19 protein-coding genes and 1 tRNA gene are annotated in these 15,551 nt (G+C 62.0%); 10 read left to right on the forward strand and 10 right to left on the reverse strand.

The window, feature by feature from the left end:
- Positions 1 to 20 precede the first annotated feature (20 nt).
- The 3 genes from AC19YX_RS17700 to AC19YX_RS17710 all read left to right on the forward strand — a co-directional run bounded on the left by AC19YX_RS17700 (position 21) and on the right by AC19YX_RS17710 (position 920).
- Positions 21 to 105, forward strand: a tRNA-Leu gene (locus AC19YX_RS17700).
- Between the two features lie 90 nt (positions 106 to 195).
- Positions 196 to 525, forward strand: a complete 330-nt coding sequence (locus AC19YX_RS17705) for a hypothetical protein (protein WP_078472334.1) — start codon at positions 196 to 198, stop codon at positions 523 to 525.
- A gap of 26 nt (positions 526 to 551) precedes the next feature.
- Complete coding sequence (locus tag AC19YX_RS17710; RefSeq protein ID WP_020298448.1) at positions 552 to 920, forward strand: PH domain-containing protein; 369 nt, start codon at positions 552 to 554, stop codon at positions 918 to 920.
- Here the strand turns inward: AC19YX_RS17710 and AC19YX_RS17715 are convergent.
- The 5 genes from AC19YX_RS17715 to AC19YX_RS17735 all read right to left on the reverse strand — a co-directional run bounded on the left by AC19YX_RS17715 (position 898) and on the right by AC19YX_RS17735 (position 5,146).
- Positions 898 to 2,178, reverse strand: coding sequence for an MFS transporter (locus tag AC19YX_RS17715; RefSeq protein ID WP_500606690.1), 1,281 nt, complete (start codon positions 2,176 to 2,178; stop codon positions 898 to 900). The two genes, AC19YX_RS17710 and AC19YX_RS17715, sit on opposite strands and share 23 nt — an antisense overlap.
- 189 nt (positions 2,179 to 2,367) lie before the next feature.
- A complete protein-coding gene (locus AC19YX_RS17720; protein WP_078472336.1) occupies positions 2,368 to 2,883 on the reverse strand; it encodes a hypothetical protein in 516 nt (171 codons plus the stop codon).
- A gap of 157 nt (positions 2,884 to 3,040) precedes the next feature.
- Entirely contained in the window at positions 3,041 to 3,868 is an 828-nt protein-coding gene (locus tag AC19YX_RS17725) for a GNAT family N-acetyltransferase (protein WP_500606691.1), read from the reverse strand.
- Positions 3,869 to 4,081: 213 nt separating this feature from the next.
- Positions 4,082 to 4,687 carry an acyl-homoserine-lactone synthase gene (locus AC19YX_RS17730; RefSeq protein ID WP_078472337.1) on the reverse strand — a complete coding sequence of 202 codons (606 nt, stop codon included), beginning with the start codon at positions 4,685 to 4,687 and terminating at the stop codon, positions 4,082 to 4,084.
- Between the two features lie 87 nt (positions 4,688 to 4,774).
- Positions 4,775 to 5,146, reverse strand: a complete 372-nt coding sequence (locus AC19YX_RS17735; RefSeq protein ID WP_342032562.1) for a DUF4902 domain-containing protein — start codon at positions 5,144 to 5,146, stop codon at positions 4,775 to 4,777.
- Positions 5,147 to 5,275: 129 nt separating this feature from the next.
- On the opposite strand from AC19YX_RS17735, the gene AC19YX_RS17740 reads away from it, so the two are divergent.
- The 3 genes from AC19YX_RS17740 to AC19YX_RS17750 all read left to right on the forward strand — a co-directional run bounded on the left by AC19YX_RS17740 (position 5,276) and on the right by AC19YX_RS17750 (position 8,399).
- Positions 5,276 to 5,992: an autoinducer binding domain-containing protein gene (locus AC19YX_RS17740; RefSeq protein ID WP_153050270.1), complete on the forward strand. Its 717-nt coding sequence runs from the start codon at positions 5,276 to 5,278 to the stop codon at positions 5,990 to 5,992.
- 407 nt (positions 5,993 to 6,399) lie between these two features.
- Entirely contained in the window at positions 6,400 to 7,293 is an 894-nt protein-coding gene (gene ppk2 / locus AC19YX_RS17745; RefSeq protein ID WP_201132063.1) for a polyphosphate kinase 2, read from the forward strand.
- Between the two features lie 125 nt (positions 7,294 to 7,418).
- Complete coding sequence (locus tag AC19YX_RS17750) at positions 7,419 to 8,399, forward strand: NAD-dependent epimerase/dehydratase family protein (protein ID WP_238596186.1); 981 nt, start codon at positions 7,419 to 7,421, stop codon at positions 8,397 to 8,399.
- Here the strand turns inward: AC19YX_RS17750 and AC19YX_RS17755 are convergent.
- The 3 genes from AC19YX_RS17755 to AC19YX_RS17765 all read right to left on the reverse strand — a co-directional run bounded on the left by AC19YX_RS17755 (position 8,365) and on the right by AC19YX_RS17765 (position 10,414).
- Positions 8,365 to 8,760: a MerR family transcriptional regulator gene (locus AC19YX_RS17755; protein ID WP_078472341.1), complete on the reverse strand. Its 396-nt coding sequence runs from the start codon at positions 8,758 to 8,760 to the stop codon at positions 8,365 to 8,367. The genes AC19YX_RS17750 and AC19YX_RS17755 overlap by 35 nt on opposite strands.
- Before the next feature lie 67 nt (positions 8,761 to 8,827).
- On the reverse strand, positions 8,828 to 9,727 hold the full coding sequence (locus AC19YX_RS17760; protein WP_078472342.1) for a DMT family transporter: 900 nt from the start codon (positions 9,725 to 9,727) through the stop codon (positions 8,828 to 8,830).
- Positions 9,728 to 9,790: 63 nt separating this feature from the next.
- Entirely contained in the window at positions 9,791 to 10,414 is a 624-nt protein-coding gene (locus AC19YX_RS17765; RefSeq protein ID WP_500606692.1) for a glutathione S-transferase family protein, read from the reverse strand.
- Positions 10,415 to 10,495: 81 nt separating this feature from the next.
- Here AC19YX_RS17765 and AC19YX_RS17770 point away from each other — a divergent pair, with 81 nt between their 5' ends.
- On the forward strand, positions 10,496 to 11,344 hold the full coding sequence (locus AC19YX_RS17770; RefSeq protein ID WP_421548690.1) for an AraC family transcriptional regulator: 849 nt from the start codon (positions 10,496 to 10,498) through the stop codon (positions 11,342 to 11,344).
- A gap of 38 nt (positions 11,345 to 11,382) precedes the next feature.
- Positions 11,383 to 12,114, forward strand: coding sequence for a hypothetical protein (locus AC19YX_RS17775; RefSeq protein WP_078472345.1), 732 nt, complete (start codon positions 11,383 to 11,385; stop codon positions 12,112 to 12,114).
- Positions 12,115 to 12,156: 42 nt separating this feature from the next.
- On the opposite strand, the gene AC19YX_RS17780 is transcribed toward AC19YX_RS17775, so the two are convergent.
- Together AC19YX_RS17780 and AC19YX_RS17785 are read right to left on the reverse strand one after the other, a co-directional pair.
- A complete protein-coding gene (locus AC19YX_RS17780) occupies positions 12,157 to 13,422 on the reverse strand; it encodes a sensor histidine kinase (RefSeq protein WP_500606767.1) in 1,266 nt (421 codons plus the stop codon).
- Between the two features lie 71 nt (positions 13,423 to 13,493).
- On the reverse strand, positions 13,494 to 14,204 hold the full coding sequence (locus AC19YX_RS17785; protein WP_201127763.1) for a response regulator: 711 nt from the start codon (positions 14,202 to 14,204) through the stop codon (positions 13,494 to 13,496).
- 167 nt (positions 14,205 to 14,371) lie between these two features.
- Between AC19YX_RS17785 and AC19YX_RS17790 the strand changes: the two genes are divergently transcribed.
- Both AC19YX_RS17790 and AC19YX_RS17795 read left to right on the forward strand, forming a co-directional pair.
- Positions 14,372 to 15,160 (forward strand): MlaA family lipoprotein, encoded by a 789-nt coding sequence (locus tag AC19YX_RS17790; protein WP_500606693.1) that lies wholly within the window; start codon positions 14,372 to 14,374, stop codon positions 15,158 to 15,160.
- Entirely contained in the window at positions 15,150 to 15,422 is a 273-nt protein-coding gene (locus tag AC19YX_RS17795) for a hypothetical protein (RefSeq protein WP_078472349.1), read from the forward strand. Before AC19YX_RS17790 ends, AC19YX_RS17795 begins: the two co-directional genes overlap by 11 nt.
- Positions 15,423 to 15,551: the final 129 nt, after the last annotated feature.

Raw genomic sequence — 15,551 nt, forward strand, 5'->3', positions numbered from 1 at the left:
CTATACTTCGCCGCCATTGAGCCCTGATGGCGGAATTGGTAGACGCGGCGGATTCAAAATCCGTTTTCGAAAGGAGTGGGAGTTCGAGTCTCCCTCGGGGCACCAAATTAAAAAAGACCTTGTTGATCAAGGTCTTTTTTTTCGCCTGCAGAAAAGTGATGATCGCCGCCCGATCTCCACAGCAGAGGCCCCCCCATGGAATCGACGCTGGAAACCGTTGCGCTGTTTGCCCTCAAGCTGGCCCATGAGACGGATGATGCAAGCCCGGTCTTGCGTGATGACCCGATCATGGCCGCGTATGAGCGGGAAGCCTTTGGCTTGCTGGTGCGCAATGGCGATATCGCGGCCATCCAACTCAAGCTGGGGCAATGCGTGGCTGTGGCGCTTACTGCGTTGGGCGGTGCGCAGAGTGTCATGGGCCGGGAATTGCAAAAGCTGGCGACCGAGGTCGACCAGGCGCAGACCCTGGAGACGCTGCACGCTCCCCTGCTTGCACTCAGGGATTACCTGAAAGACATTCAGTAACGGATTTCCACCACAAGGACTGGACCATGATCGACTTCAATAACAAAGGCTTCTTCAAGCTCAAGCAAAACGATGAATACGCCGAACGCGTGACCTCCCTGTTGCTGGAGGACGAGCAAGTCATCGATTCCTACAAGTCCATGCGCGACGGGGTGGTCTTCACCACCAAGCGGATCATTGCCGTGAACGTGCAAGGGATCACCGGCAGCAAAAAGGACTTTACCTCCCTGCCCTACAAAAACATCGTCGCCTACTCCGTGGAAACCTCGGGCACCTTTGATTTGGATTCGGAGCTGGAAATCTACTTTTCAGCCCTGGGGAAAGTGAAGTTCGAGTTCACCGGCAGGACCTCGATGGTTGAGATTTCCAAGCTTATTTCCAGGCACGTGCTCTGACCTGACCGCGCAGCATCAGCCCTGCGCCCATCAGCAACAGGCAAGCGGCGCCAAAGATGTAGGCGCCGTAGATGTCGATGAACAACCGTTGCTGGCTGGCCAAGGCCTGCGCAAGGTTGAGGGTCTGGGACGCCATCAACGTGCCCAGCAAGGAGGCGATGGCCAGGACCGGGGTCAGGGTGGCCGAAACCCGGCCCATGAAACCTTCCGGCACTGCCTCCTGCAACATCGGCCCCTGGACGATGGCGAACACCGAAAAACACAGGCCGCAGCCTGCCATGATCAGCCACGCCAGATAAAACGGCGGGCTGAGGGCGTAGCCCAGATAACCCAGCCCCAGGCAGAACAGCGAGGCGCTGAAAGCCTGGCGGATACTCCATGAGCGCAGCAGCGGTCGCACCAGCAGCGCAGCAATCAGGCCCCCGATGGGGAATGCGGCGAGGATCAGGCCGTATTCCGAGGCGCTCAAGCCCAGGGTCTTGAAGGCGTACAGCGACAACACCACGTTGTTCACCCCCAGGGAAACTCCGTACAACGCCATGCCGATCAGCAGGGTTCTGATAGCAGAGTGACCCCAGGCAAACCTCAGGCCCGCCGCGACCCCTCCCCAGAATGAAGGACGCTCGGTTTGCGCCGCCAACCGCCGACCCAAGTCTCGGGTCAGGACGATGCACAGCGCGGAGCCGGCAAAGGCCAGCACATTGATCAACAGTGCCCAGAGCGGCCCGACCAGCACAAACAATGCCGGCCCCAGGGATGCGCAGATGACGGAGATGCCGGTCAGGGAAAACATCGCCTTGGCCGAGGCCTCGACCCGGCGCTCGGCCGGGAGCACCGCTTGCATCACGGCCTGGCGCGAGGGGTTGAAGAACTGCGCGGCCACGCTGTTCACAAACAGCAACAGCAGCACTCCAAAGAGCACTTGCCCCTGCTCAAGTTGAAACAGCCAATAGGCACTTATAAAGAGTAGGAAGTGGATGACCCTGGCCACGTCCGCCGAGATCATCACGTACAGCGGAACCAGGCGGTCCACCCACGCCCCCGCCAGCGGTGCCACCAGCACCCGAGGGATCGCCGACGCTGCCACGGCCATGCCGACGGCGCTGGGCAGAAAGGCGCTGTCGCGATACAGGTCGGTCACCAGCCAGACGATGACCGTGCTTTCAAACACGAACTCGCCGAACGAAGACAGCGCCTGGCCCAACCACAGCAGGGAAAAGTTTCTGCTGATGAAAAAATCTGCGAAGCGCTGTTTCACAACCAGGACACCTTAGGCTCATCCGTGCATTCAGGTGCAGCCAGCGCGGGCTGATCCATGAAAAGAAGGGCCCGGCGAGTTGCCGGCCCCCTTTGTGCAGCAACACCCTGAGGGGAAAGTTGATCGAAAGCAACGTATTGACGCCAATGACAGCAGCGGCCGGCCTTCGATCCGACCGCCCCCCCCCTCTTACATCTTCATCTTGTAAGGCTTGGACTTGGCCACCACCTGGAACTGCCGGGTCTTTTCGTCCCACACCACAACACCGTCGGACTGCACCATGTCGGTCCCGGCGTAGCCCAGGCTCGACATGAAGATCATATTGCTGGTGGGCCGGTACGCCTTGCCGCCGCTGACCTGGGGCAGGTCGCTGCCTTCGCTCGGGAACTGCATGGGTGACTTGTAGATCTTGCCGTCATTGACGTCGACAAAGGCCGTGCTCTGGCAGCCGGTGCCGCAACTGAACGAGGTCACGACAAAATGCCCGGCGAAGTCCGCCTGGCGGCCCACCGCCCATTGCACGGCGTCCTTGGACTTGAGGTCCTTGGCGTAGGCCGGGTTCGACTTCCAGTCGACCTTGGCCAGCGGCTTGCTGGCTACGGCGGAGGCGGGATACGCCTCGAACGTGAAGCGCTCATCAGCACCCGCAGTCGCTGCACTGACCATGGCACCCGCCAGCAGCCAACCGCACAGAATCCTTTTCATTGTGTATCCCCGTAGCACGTTGAGAAACGCAGGAGCCGCTTCATTTCAGAAGCCGCGATAATACCAAAATGATATTGATCAACGTCAGCATCGCAAGGCAGGTGCCGCGGGGAACAGCAGGGCGCGGCCTGGGCCACCAGATAGGATTGGGATCGGCTCAATGGCCGAAGTACAGCTTGACCTGCTCGCCGACCACGTTGAACCCAATGGCGCGAAGCCGTTTGTACAGTGGACCGGAGGAACTGGTGAAGGTCAGGGGGATCTTGCCCCGGGCATGGACGGCGGTGCATAAATCACCCAGCAGGCGGTCCGCCACGCCACGGGCACGATGCCGCGACTCGACGTAAATAAAGCCCAGTTGCTCATAAAGCTCGTCACTGGTGATCAATGCCGCGCAACCACCCACTTCCCCGTCGACCTCGATCACGAACAGGCAGCCCCGCGCCAGCAGGCGGGTCACGCTGTGGTGCGCCTGCTCTCGGCTGCACACCAGGGCCAGCTGCGCATCGCACTCCATCTGGATCTGGTAGTCGATCAGTACTTCAACATCGTTCAAGCGGGCCAGACGGGTTTTCAGAGTGTCGTCCTGCTCGACCCGACACGGCTTGAGTTGCTTGAGCAGCACTTCGTTGCGCTGGCTGAGAAAGGGCTTCCAGGTCTCCGGCCACGCCCGGGTCAGCGCCTTGGTCGCCGCTTTCGGGCCCAGGGCCATATGCGGGCTCTGGGCCAGGATGCTGACCGTATCGAGCAATTCCGGGGAGACCTCGCCGGCCGGCAGAATCAGCGGCATGGCAAACGGCGGCAAGGCCGGCAGCAATGCAATCGCGCCGACCACCTCGCCGTTACGGCGCTGGACATGCACGTTCAAGCCATCGGGACGATTGCGCAGCACGCCCGAAAAGAACAGCAGGCCATCGCCGTCCGCTGCGGTGCTGATGAAGCCGAGCAGTTCCTGATAACGATGCTCTGCGAGGTACTCGATCATCACGGTGTTAATCACTCTGCATGATTGAATGGGCAACCGGGCCAGCGTGGGTCGCCGGCTCCTGCGGGGCTCGCCCGGGGTGCCGGACGGCAACTTCTCCACAGCCCCATAAATCCCCATCAAGTGGGTGCTGGCTAATAACAAATACGGCGCAGCCCCATAACCACTGCGGCTCGTTAGTCCATTAACGGGCTGGCGAGCCGGGTGGTTAAATCAGTTGGAAAACGCTCTGGGCGGACATTCGATATCCAGGGCCGAACGGGTCTGGTGATCAATTTCAATCCAGAAGGCAATCACGGGTTTGTCATCAATTAGTTGCGGCGCGGCAATACGGTGAACATTGACCCCCATGCGCTTCAACAAACGCTCATTGCCCACGGCCGATACAGCGATCAAACGTTCGGCGCCCAGGCTTAATGCCGTCACCAATACTTTGCGCACCAGGGCGACAGTATTGGCCCAGGCCTGGGTGGCGCTGGTAGTGCCTGTTTTTGAAGGAGTAATGGCGAAACGGGAGAGTTCCCAAGTCCGCGGATGGTTTGGGAGACTGGCGCCTCCCATCAGATGGACAAAGTGTTCCGATAACAAGTAAGGCTTGGTAGTGGGCAATAAGCGCGCACAACCACGAACACTGTTATCGGGATCCAGGACAATAGCGTAAACAGTATCGGGGCGATCAAACTCATCTTGTTCAAAACCTTCAGGGCAACTAAGTGGCCACCCCATTTTCTTCACAAAGATTTCGTAACGATACTCCGCGAGTCCATTCATCACACTTTGATTTATTTCACTACTCATTCCCGCAATCAAACGCAACATAACCCCCTCCAATTGGCCAACCCACCAATTAGAGATACAACCCCCCTATTTTCATAGCTGCCCATTCGGGCAGGTCAGGGCCTCAAATCAAGGACACTGCCGCTCCCAGGCCAGGCACGACAGCCAGCTGATCATCAGGTTGTGGGAGATGTTGCTGCCCATGTCATAGCCATTGGCACAGCGCAGCATCAGGTTGCTGCGCAGCCCTTCGGGCCCGAGCAAGGGACGCCGGCGACCGGCCAGGCGAAACCAGGTCCAGCCGATACTGATGCCGGGGGCGGCGTGGCTTTTCCACTCGCAGTAACCGGCCGCGGTTGCGTTGACCCCCAGACCCTGGAGTTCATCGCGCAGTTCGTCATCCTCCCAGGACATATGATGAACAAAGCGTGTCTCCATGAACTCTTTAACTGAAACTCTGATAAAGCCATCCACCATTAATGTCATAAGTCCCTCTGGCATTGTTTATCGCATGTTTAATAAGAACAATAGAAAACCCTATAAGCATAAAGTACAATTACGCCCTACACCTTATGCCGCGGCATTACAGCATATTGCCGGATCCACGGATGTGTGACAGGAAAAACAACCATGCTTTTGGCTGATTGGCGCGAAGAGTTTCTAGCAGTGTGTACAGAGTCGACATCCGAACTGGCATTGTTTTCCAGCTTGCAAAGTATCGCGGAGGATCTGGGTTTTAAGTCGTGCTCTTATGGTATTCGACTGCCTCTTCCTATCAGCGCCCCTTCGTTCCATTTGCGCTCCTCCTACCCCAAGGCCTGGGAGGAGAGCTACATCAGCAATAACTACTTCTTTCTCGACCCAACGGTGCGCCATGCGCTGAGCACTCACCTGCCCCTGGCCTGGGCGGCGCAGGACAGTGTCCAGGACGGGCCCTTCTGGGAGGAGGCACGGATGCACGGCCTGTCCCACGGCTGGTGCCAAAGCACGTCCGGGCGCTTTGGTGATATTGGCCAACTGTCCATGGTGCGCAGTCACGGCATCATTTCGGCCAAGGAACTGGCCCATCAGGAACATAAGCTGATGTGGCTCACCAGCCTGGTGCATTCGACCATGCGCAACTTCCTGCTGCCGGAGCGCTTGCCCGAATCCCAGGCTGGGCTGACTGATCGCGAGAAAGAGGTCTTGCGGTGGACAGCGTCCGGCAAGACCTATTCCGAGATCGGCGACATTTTGACCATCGACGCCCGTACCGTGAAGTTTCACATCGTCAACACCCTGAAAAAGCTCAACGCAGCCAATAAAGCCGAAGCCGCCGTCAAGGCCACCATCCTCGGCATGCTCTGACCGCCCCTTCCCCCAGGCCCACCGGCCAGCTTGCGGCAGAGCGGCACGATCAGCCGATCGTGCCGCTCGAAGCGCTGCGCAGCACATTCCCACACGCCCTCCAGATAAATCCCTCGCCCGTTACAGATTCTTCCCCGGCAAACCTTGATCAGGGTCAAAAACCAGCGCCATCACGCTCCTAAACTGTGACCAAGACATCAGAACTAGAAAATAGGTCCTCCATGAGCGAAGAATCCACCGTACGCCCCTTGCCCGCGCCTTCTGCCAAAGCTGCCAAGCCGGCCACCACCGCCAGCACCAGTACGCCACGCAAACCGGCCACTGCCCGCCCACGCCGGCCGCGCACCACCAAGGCGGCACCAGTCAAAGTCGCCGAAGCCCAGATCAGCGCCATCAGCCAGAAGCCGATTGCCCTGCAAGTCGCCAGTGCGCCCCGTGGCTCCAATGAAGACAGCGTGTCGGCGGCACTGCCCGCCACCTACCCGTACCGCAGCCGGATGCGCCGCGCCGAGTATGAAAAAGCCAAGCACGAGTTGCAGATCGAACTGCTCAAGGTGCAAAGCTGGGTCAAGGAAACCGGGCAGCGGGTGGTCGTGCTGTTCGAAGGCCGTGACGCTGCGGGCAAGGGCGGCACCATCAAGCGCTTTATGGAGCACCTGAACCCACGGGGCGCACGGATCGTGGCCCTGGAAAAACCGTCCGACCAGGAAAAGGGCCAGTGGTACTTCCAGCGTTATATCCAGCACCTGCCCACCGCCGGGGAAATGGTGTTCTTCGACCGCTCCTGGTACAACCGCGCCGGCGTCGAGCGGGTCATGGAGTTCTGCTCGCCCCTGCAGTACCTGGAGTTCATGCGTCAGACCCCGGACTTGGAACGCATGCTGTGCAACAGCGGCATCCTGCTGTTCAAGTACTGGTTCTCGGTCAACCGCGAAGAACAACTGCGGCGCTTTATCTCCCGGCGTGACGACCCGCTCAAGCACTGGAAGCTGTCGCCGATCGACATCAAGTCCCTGGACAAGTGGGATGAATACACCGGCGCCAAGCAGGCGATGTTCTTCCACACCGACACCGCCGATGCGCCGTGGACGGTGATCAAGTCGGACGACAAGAAACGCGCGCGTATCAACTGCATTCGTCACTTCCTGCACTCCCTCGACTACCCGGGCAAAGACCTGCGCGTGGCTCATCATCCCGACCCGCTGCTGGTGGACCGAGCCTCGCGGGTCCTGGAAGAAGACGAGCGCGGCTCGAACAAAACCGCAGGCACCGCCGTCGAACACCTGGCGATGCCGGCCTGAGCCTGATGCGCCACCAACCGGTGGCGCACCGGGAGCTGTTCACCCGCCCTTGACTCTGTCCCTAGGGACAAGCCGCACCCTGCCTTATCTGTTTCAGCTTCCGCCGTGGCGGATAAGGCCAATAAATGAACACCCTCGCAATGGTCACCGGTGCCAACGGGCACCTGGGCAACACCCTGGTCCGGGCCCTGCTCGCCCGGGGACAAACAGTGCGCGCCGGGGTTCGCGAGCCGGATCGCAGCCCGGCCCTGGACGGGCTCGACTGCCAGCGGGTATACGCCGAACTGCAAGACCCGGACTCCCTGCGCCAGGCCCTGCAAGGGGTTGATGTGCTGTATCAGGTGGCGGCGGTGTTCAAGCACTGGGCCAAAGACCCACAGGCGGAAATTGTCGAGGTCAACGTACAAGGCACGCGCAACATCCTGCGTGCTGCCGCCGAGGCCGGGGTCAAGCGGGTGGTCTATGTCAGCTCGGTGGCGGCGGTCGGGCACAACGGCCAGCCCCTGGACGAAGGCACCTGGAACAGCGACCAGCGCAACCCCTATTACCGCTCGAAGATCCTCGCCGAACGCGCTGCCTGGGAATGCGCCCAGGCCCATGACCTGTCGCTGGTCACGGTGCTGCCCTCGGCCATCATCGGCCCCCATGCCACACGGCTCACCGACACCATGGGCTTTCTCGCCGCCGTACTGGTACGCAAACTGGTGCTCGACCCCCACTTCCACTTCAACTTTGTCGATGTGCGCGATGTCGCCGATGGGCTGATCCGCGCCGCAGAGCATGGCCGCCCCGGCGAGCGCTACATCCTGGCCAATCGGCACGCGTCCTCCCTGGCCGAGGTGATCGAGGCCCTCAATAGCCTGAGCCCAGGTTGGCGCCTGCCGCGCCGGGCGCCCAAAGCCTTGCTGCTGCTGATCGCCTGGCTGCAGGAACAGCGCGCTCGGTACAGCCAGCAACCGGCCGAACTGCTGCGCAGCCAGGTGCAGATGTTTTACGGGGTGCGCCAGGAATACTGCATCGACAAGGCCAGCACCGAGCTGGGCTATCAGCCGCGCTCACCCCACGACGCCCTCAGGCAGGCATTTGCGCATTTACTGGCGCGCTGAAATCGGCCGCTGGCGCGAACTGCTGGTTGATCTGCCGTTGCAGCTCGCTCAGGCGCTGCTCCTGAAGTTGCAAGGCGAGGATCTGCGCCTGCAACTCCAGGCGCTTGGCCTCGATGCCCTGGTTGGCCAGCCCCAGGGGAAATGGCGCCTGATGCTGCTTGGCCGCCAGCAACTGGCTCATTTCCCCGAGCTTGAACCCCACGGACTGGGCACTGCGGATCATCCGCACCAGGGTCAGGTGATGGGCCGTGTACAGCCGGTAACTGCCACGGCGCTGCGGGGCCAGCAGGCCCATCTGCTCATACAAGCGTATCGCCTTGGGGGTGCACCCCGCCAACTTCGCCAGCTCACCTATATACATCGCCGCCTCCACATTGCCCGACGCGCAGCTTACGGGCAGTGCCCGGGGCGTGTCTTGGCTGGCGCATTCACACCGGTTCGTTCAGCGCCGGCGCCTTGTGCGGCGGTTTGATCGAGCCGATGTACACCGCCACCACCGTCAGCAAGGCGCCACTGATTTGCAGCGCCGAGCTGGCCTTGCCGAGAAAGGCCACATCGATGAAGTAGGTGATCACCGGCTCCAGCAACAGAATCAAGCCGGCCAGCCCGAGGCTGATGGCGCCGATGGAGCGGTTGACCAGCAACCAGCCGACAAACTGCACCAGCACCCCATAAATGATCAGCATCAGCAGCGTCTGCCGATCAGCGATTACCAGGCTTTCGCCCATGGCCAGGGCATACGCCAGCAGCACCAGGGCTGACCACAGGCTGAGGTTGAGCATCTGCGCAATTTTGTCGCCGCCACCGTCCGGCAAGCCGGTGTTGACCTTGAGGAAATACACGCACACCGCATAGGCCAGGCCCGACAACACGCCGTAGACCACGCCCTGGATACCGACGCTGCTGCCCATTTCCGGCAGCAGCAACATATACAGGCCGACAAACGCCAGGCTGATGGACAGCACAAAGTACAGCGAGGGTTTTTCCTTGAGCAGTGAAAACCCGAGCAGGGTCATGAAGAACACCTGGCAGTTGGTCAGGATCGAACCGATGCCCGGGCCGACGATGTAGATGCTCTGGTGCCAGAGAATCAGGTCCACCGCCAGAAACACCCCGGCCAGCGCCGTGTACAACCGGGCCTTGCGGCTGGGTAGACGCACCGGGACCTTGCGCAGCTTGAGCAACAGGTAAAACAGCACGGACGCGAACAACATCCGATAGAAGCCGGCGCCGCCCGCCCCGATATGGGCGAAGGCCACGGCCAGGGCAGAAAGGCTGAGCATCAAGCCCCCCACCGTCAACTCAAGTACAGCCCTGTTGGTCGACATACGCGACTCCATGAAGGGTTAGGCAAAATGCTTCAGACCCGCAGCCGGCTGGCTGCGCGGCGCTCAACGCTCGTCTGCGGCCAGGCGCAGCCATTGCTGCACGGGGGCGCTGGCCAGTACGGCGTCGACATAGTCCTGCAAGGCGTGCGGCACCTCGATGCCATAGCGCCGCAAACGCAAGACTACCGGTGCGTAGAAGGCGTCGACAATACCAAACCCGCCGCACAGGAACGGACCTCCACTCAGGCTGCGCAGTTGGTTCCAAAGGTCAAAGATACGCTGCAGATCGGCCTGGGTTTCGGCCGCCAGCACGGGCGGCTGCTCCCCGGTATCGACCCCGAACGACAACTGGGTACGCAGCGCGACAAACCCCGCGTGCATCTCGGCGCAGGCCGCACGGGCCAACGCGCGCAGGGTTTTATCGGCGGGCCACAGCCCGGCGTCGGGGCAGGTTTCGGCCAGGTACTCGGCAATCGCCAGGCTGTCGTTGATCGCCAACTCGCCCTGGAACAGCACCGGCACCTTGGCCGATGGCGAATACTCGAGAATCGCCTGGCGCGTATCCGCCTGGTCCAGGCGGACCTTGATCACCTCAAAGGACACACCGGCGCTGACCAGCACCAGCCAGGCACGCAGCGACCAGGAGGACTTGCGGTAATCGCCTATCAACAATTGCGTGGGGTTCATTGGATCTAGCTCGCATTACGGGATGGGTGCTAAATTTATCCGCCGTTTTATCCACCGTATTGCACAAAACTGGACAGGCTCATGGACCACCGCCCCACGCGCAAAGAGCCTGCAACCCCGGCTGGCGACTTCTCCCAGTTCTGGCGCATTGCCGAAGGCGACTGCGAGCTGCTTTCAGCGCGCTACAGCCAGCAGACCTTCGGCCGCCATTCCCACGAGCGCTACGCCATCGGCGTGATCAGCAGCGGCGTGGAAAAACTCTTCTACCGCGGCGCCCATCACCTGGGCGGCGCCGGCAGCGTGGTCACCATCAGCCCCGGCGAGATCCACGACGGCGTGCCCGGCAGTGCCGACGGCTGGATGTACCGCATGCTCTACATCGACCCGGCCTGGCTCAATCGGGTGATCTTCCAGGGACGCTTTGCAGCGGAGCACATCCACCTGTTCCGCGAGGTGATGCGCCAGGATCCGACCTTTGCCCAATGGTTCTTGCAACAGCACCAGGTCCTGGAACGGGCAAACCCCACCCTTGAGCGCGAGACCATCCTCCTGGAGCTGGTGGCACAGTTGTTCCAGCGCTGCGGGGTGGCCGTGAACCTGGTCGATGGCGCCGAGCGCGATGCGGTCCGACGCATCCGGAAAAAACTCGACGCGGATTTCGATAAAAACATCCCCCTCGAGGAACTCGCGCAACTGGTCGACCTCGAACCGCTGTACATGATCCGCGTGTTCAAGAACCAGCTCGGTATTTCACCCCACAGCTACCAGATCCAGAACCGCGTGGCCCAGGTGCAGAAGCTGCTGCGCAGCGGCGCCAGCCTGGCGCAAGCGTCCCTGAGTTGCGGTTTCTTCGATCAAAGCCATATGGCCCGTGCCTTCAAGAAAGTGGTCGGGGTGACCCCCGGCAGCTTTCGCAACAGCCGCGCCTGAATTGCCCCCAGGGCCAACGCCCCCAGAAAGGACTCCCCATGAGCAGTACCCCGGACTTCAAGCAACTGCCGACCGGCGCCGTCGCCTTCCCCGAACCGAGTGCCGTGTTCGTCGCCGACCAACAAGGCCTGGCCCGCCACCTGCACCCGCTGTTAAGCATCGACGCGAGCATGGTCAACCCCGAGTGGTCCGGCCAGCTGCACCTGCTCAGCCCCCTGGAGCCCTACGAGGGCCTGGTGGGCGAGCTGACCGAGGATTGGGAACTGCACAGCGAGCTGCTGAAAACCAACTGGATCGGCTTCAAGCTGGAAGAAGGCCGCTACCGCCTGTGCGGCGATCCACGCTACTTCTTCCTCGATGAAGGCAACACCCAATTGCACGAAGGGCGACCGGACCTGCAGGAGGAGCTGCTGGAACACTACGCCGAACAGCAGGCGGCCTTTGAAGCCAACCGCCAGTTCTATCGCGAACACGGTCACCTGGCCCGCACCGACTGGGGCAGCGACCCGGTGGAATTTATCGATACCCTGGGCGGCGAGCTCGACGGCCGCGCCAACTGGGTGGAAACCGTGGAATTCCCCATGGACGTGGTCGAAGTCGACGATGACAGCGGTGATTCCAGCGTCTGGCCCCTGAGCCCTGCTGGACGTCGCTTCCACCATGTCCTCAGCGTCCCCGGCTGGCATTACCGCAGCGCCGGTGCCGACCGCATCGTCATGTTCTACGAACCCGTCGACGGCCTGGTCCTGTTCACCTTCGACTGGTCCTGACCTGTCGCCGCTGCCGAACACGCCCCGAGCCTTCGGCAGCGGCTACACCGGTAACGTCACCCGTGCTTCCAGGCCGCCGCCTTCGCGGTTGTGCAGGGTCAACTGGCCGCCGTGCTCGCGCACGATCGCCCGCGCCGACGACAGCCCCAACCCCACGCCGCCGGTGCTTTTATTGCGCGACTGTTCCAGGCGAAAGAACGGCTCAAACACCTGCTCCAGGCAATCCGCGGCAATCCCCGGCCCCCGGTCCAGCACGCGGAGGGTCAACTGTTGCGCCCCCTGTTCCAACACAATCTCCGGCTCGCCGCCGTACTTGATCGCGTTGTCCAACAGATTGCTCATCACCCGCCGCAGCCCCAGGGGCCGGCCGCTGTACACCAGGCGTGGCGGACCGCTGAAAGCGATATCAATGGCCTGGTCCCGGTAATCGTCGATCAGGGTTTGCACCAGTTCCGCCAGATCCAGCGGGGTCGCCTGCTCCAGGCGTGCGTCGTCGCGAAAGAACTCCAGGGCCGAATTGATCATGGCCTGCATCTCGTCAACATCACGAAACAGCCGCTGCTGTTGTTCCGGGTCTTCGATAAATTCCCCGCGCAAGCGCATGCGCGTCAGCGGCGTCCGCAAATCATGGGAGATGGCCGCGAGCATCTGCGTGCGGTCTTTGATGAAGTGCTGCAACTGCGCCTGCATGGCATTGAACGCCAGGATCGCCTGGCGAATTTCATGGGGCCCCACCGGTTCGATCGGCGGCGCGCGAAAATCCACGCCAAACCGTCGCGCACCCTGGGCGAACTGTTGCAGCGGCCTGGCCAGGCGGCGGGTGGCCAACAGCGCCACCAGGCCAGCAGACATCAGCACCAACAGCATCACGATCAGGTTGCGCGGCCCTTCCTCCAGCCCCCAACTGCGCGAAGCCGAGGAGAACATCAGCCAGGAGCCATCGCTCAATTGCAGCAGCAACGCATAGCGTCCGCCAGGGCCGGGCCAGTCACTGGGTTGGTAGGCCTCAATACGCGCCTCCGGCGCCTTGAGCAAACGACGCAGGCCTTCGGAATCCTGGTGGTACTCCGGGTCGTCGACCACTGGCACCTCGATCCCTTGGCGCGTGGCGTACCAGGCCACCGTCACGCCCCCATCGCTGACCGCCCGGGTCAGGTGTGAACGATTGGCCGGCTCCGAGGCGTCGAGCAGATTGACGATGGAGGCAATCCTGTCCACCAGGCCGGACTCGCTCAACGGCGGATACGCCCAGACCCCGGCCAGTTGCACGAACAGCGCGTTGAACGCCAGGGCTGTGAGCATGGCCATGATGATGGTCAGGGCGATCCAGCGCTCCACGGTGTCCCGCAGGCGGTAACCCAGCGCCGCCTTGAACCCCTTCACTGGCGGGTAACGCTGGGGGTGAACAGGTAGCCGCCGTTGCGCACCGTGCGAATCATCGCCGGGCGCTTGGTGTCGAACTCCAGCTTGCGGCGCAGGCGGCTGACCTGCACATCGATGCTGCGATCAAAGGCGTCGTGGGCGTGCCCGCGCGCCAGATCCAGCAACTGCTCGCGGCTGAGGATGCGTTGCGGGTGCTCGACAAACACCAGCAGCAGGTCGAACTCGCCAGCCGAGAGCGGGATCATCACCTGATCCGGCGAACGCAGTTCGCGCCGGGTGACGTCCAACTGCCACTCGGCAAACTGGATCAAGGGCCGTGGCACCTCGCCGAGCAGCGGTCGGTTCTCGCCGGCACGGCGCAGCACGGCACGTACCCGGGCCAGCAGTTCGCGGGCGTCGAAGGGCTTGCTCAGGTAATCGTCGGCGCCCATCTCCAGGCCCACCACCCGGTCGCTCAATTCCCCCATGGCAGTGAGCATGATCACCGGCGTCGCGTGCAGCAGCCGCAGGCGTTGGCACAGGGTCAGGCCGTTGTCGCCAGGCAGCATCAGGTCGAGGATGATCAGGTCCGGCACCTGCTGCGCCAGCGCCGCCCACAGCGAGGCGCCATCGGTGGCGACCGCCACCTGATAGCCGTGCTGGACAAAAAACTTCTTCAGCAGCGCGAGGACCTCAAGGTCGTCGTCCACGATCAACAGACTGCTCACCAGCGGGCATCACTTCAGGTCGGAAAGAGCCGCTATCTAAAACCATTCGGCCCGCTCCGTCATATATTTCAACCCGGTAACAAACCGTCAGCGGCGCAACAAAGCAGACATCTTTGCGCAAGGTGCGGCTGCCAGGATCGGCGCACTTTCCTGGAGACTGCGCGCTCATGCCCTCACTGACTCACTCCCTGGCCCCGGCCCGTCACGCCGCCCTGCTGTTGACCCTGGCTTACCTCACCGGCTGTAGCAGCCATCCGCCAGCCGGCAGCGATCCCTGTGTCCAGAGCGCCACCTCGGTGTACGACCCGGCCGAGCCGCTCAACCGTGGCATCTTCGCCTTCAACCGCACGCTGGATAAATACGCCCTGGCCCCCGTTGCCCGGGGCTACCGGCAGTTGCCGGATGTGATGCAACAGGGTGTGCATAACTTTGCCAGCAACTTCGGCGAGCCCAAGGTCCTGATCAACGACCTGCTGCAGGGCAACCCGCAGCGCTCGATCAACACCCTGGGGCGCTTTGCGGTCAACAGCACCGTGGGCGTGCTGGGCCTGATCAACGTCTCCGACCCGATCGGCATCCCGCGACACACTGCCGACTTCGGCCAGACCTTCGGCGTGTGGGGCATCGGCAACGGCCCCATCGTCGAACTGCCGCTGCTGGGCAACGGCAACAGTCGCGACTCGGCGGGCAAAATCCTCAGCTTCTTCGTCGACCCCTTTGGCGATCACAGCGACACCGTGCAAACCCTGGGCACCGTGGCCACGGTCGGCGGCATCGTCGACGAACGCGCCGCCCTGCTGCCGTTGACCGACAGCCTGGAAAAACTGCCGGACTACTACAGCGCCCTGCGCAACGTGGTCGCGGAACACCGCACCGCCTTTATCGAAGAAGGCAAGCAAGGGGCCACCGAGCCCGCCCAGCACCGCTGCCCCGGAGCCAACGCCGATGACTTCTGAACGCCCCTGCCTGATGCTCCTGCAACGGGTGGCCAAACACGCCGACGCCACCCTGCACTGCCGTGAAATCAGCCTGCAACTGGCGGCCGATTCGCAGCACCTGATCCTCACCCGCTACAACGAACGCTACAGCCCCGAAGGCATGGAATGGGTCGAACGCCGCCACCGCGTCAGCATCACCGACCTGATGCGCTGGGTGATCGAACACGGCCAGGCGCTGGAACTGGAACACAGCAACGAACCGCGCCGGGTGTCGGCCTAAGAGGGGCTCGGGCTTCACCACTGGGCGAAGGTGACCCCACCGGGGATTTTGCTGGAGGTGGTCATAGGGCACCTCCGAAGATTTTCGGCAGGCCAGGGAAGGAAGTCAGCGGCAAAAACCCATGCGTTC

The organism is Pseudomonas sp. MF09150 (assembly GCF_059862355.1).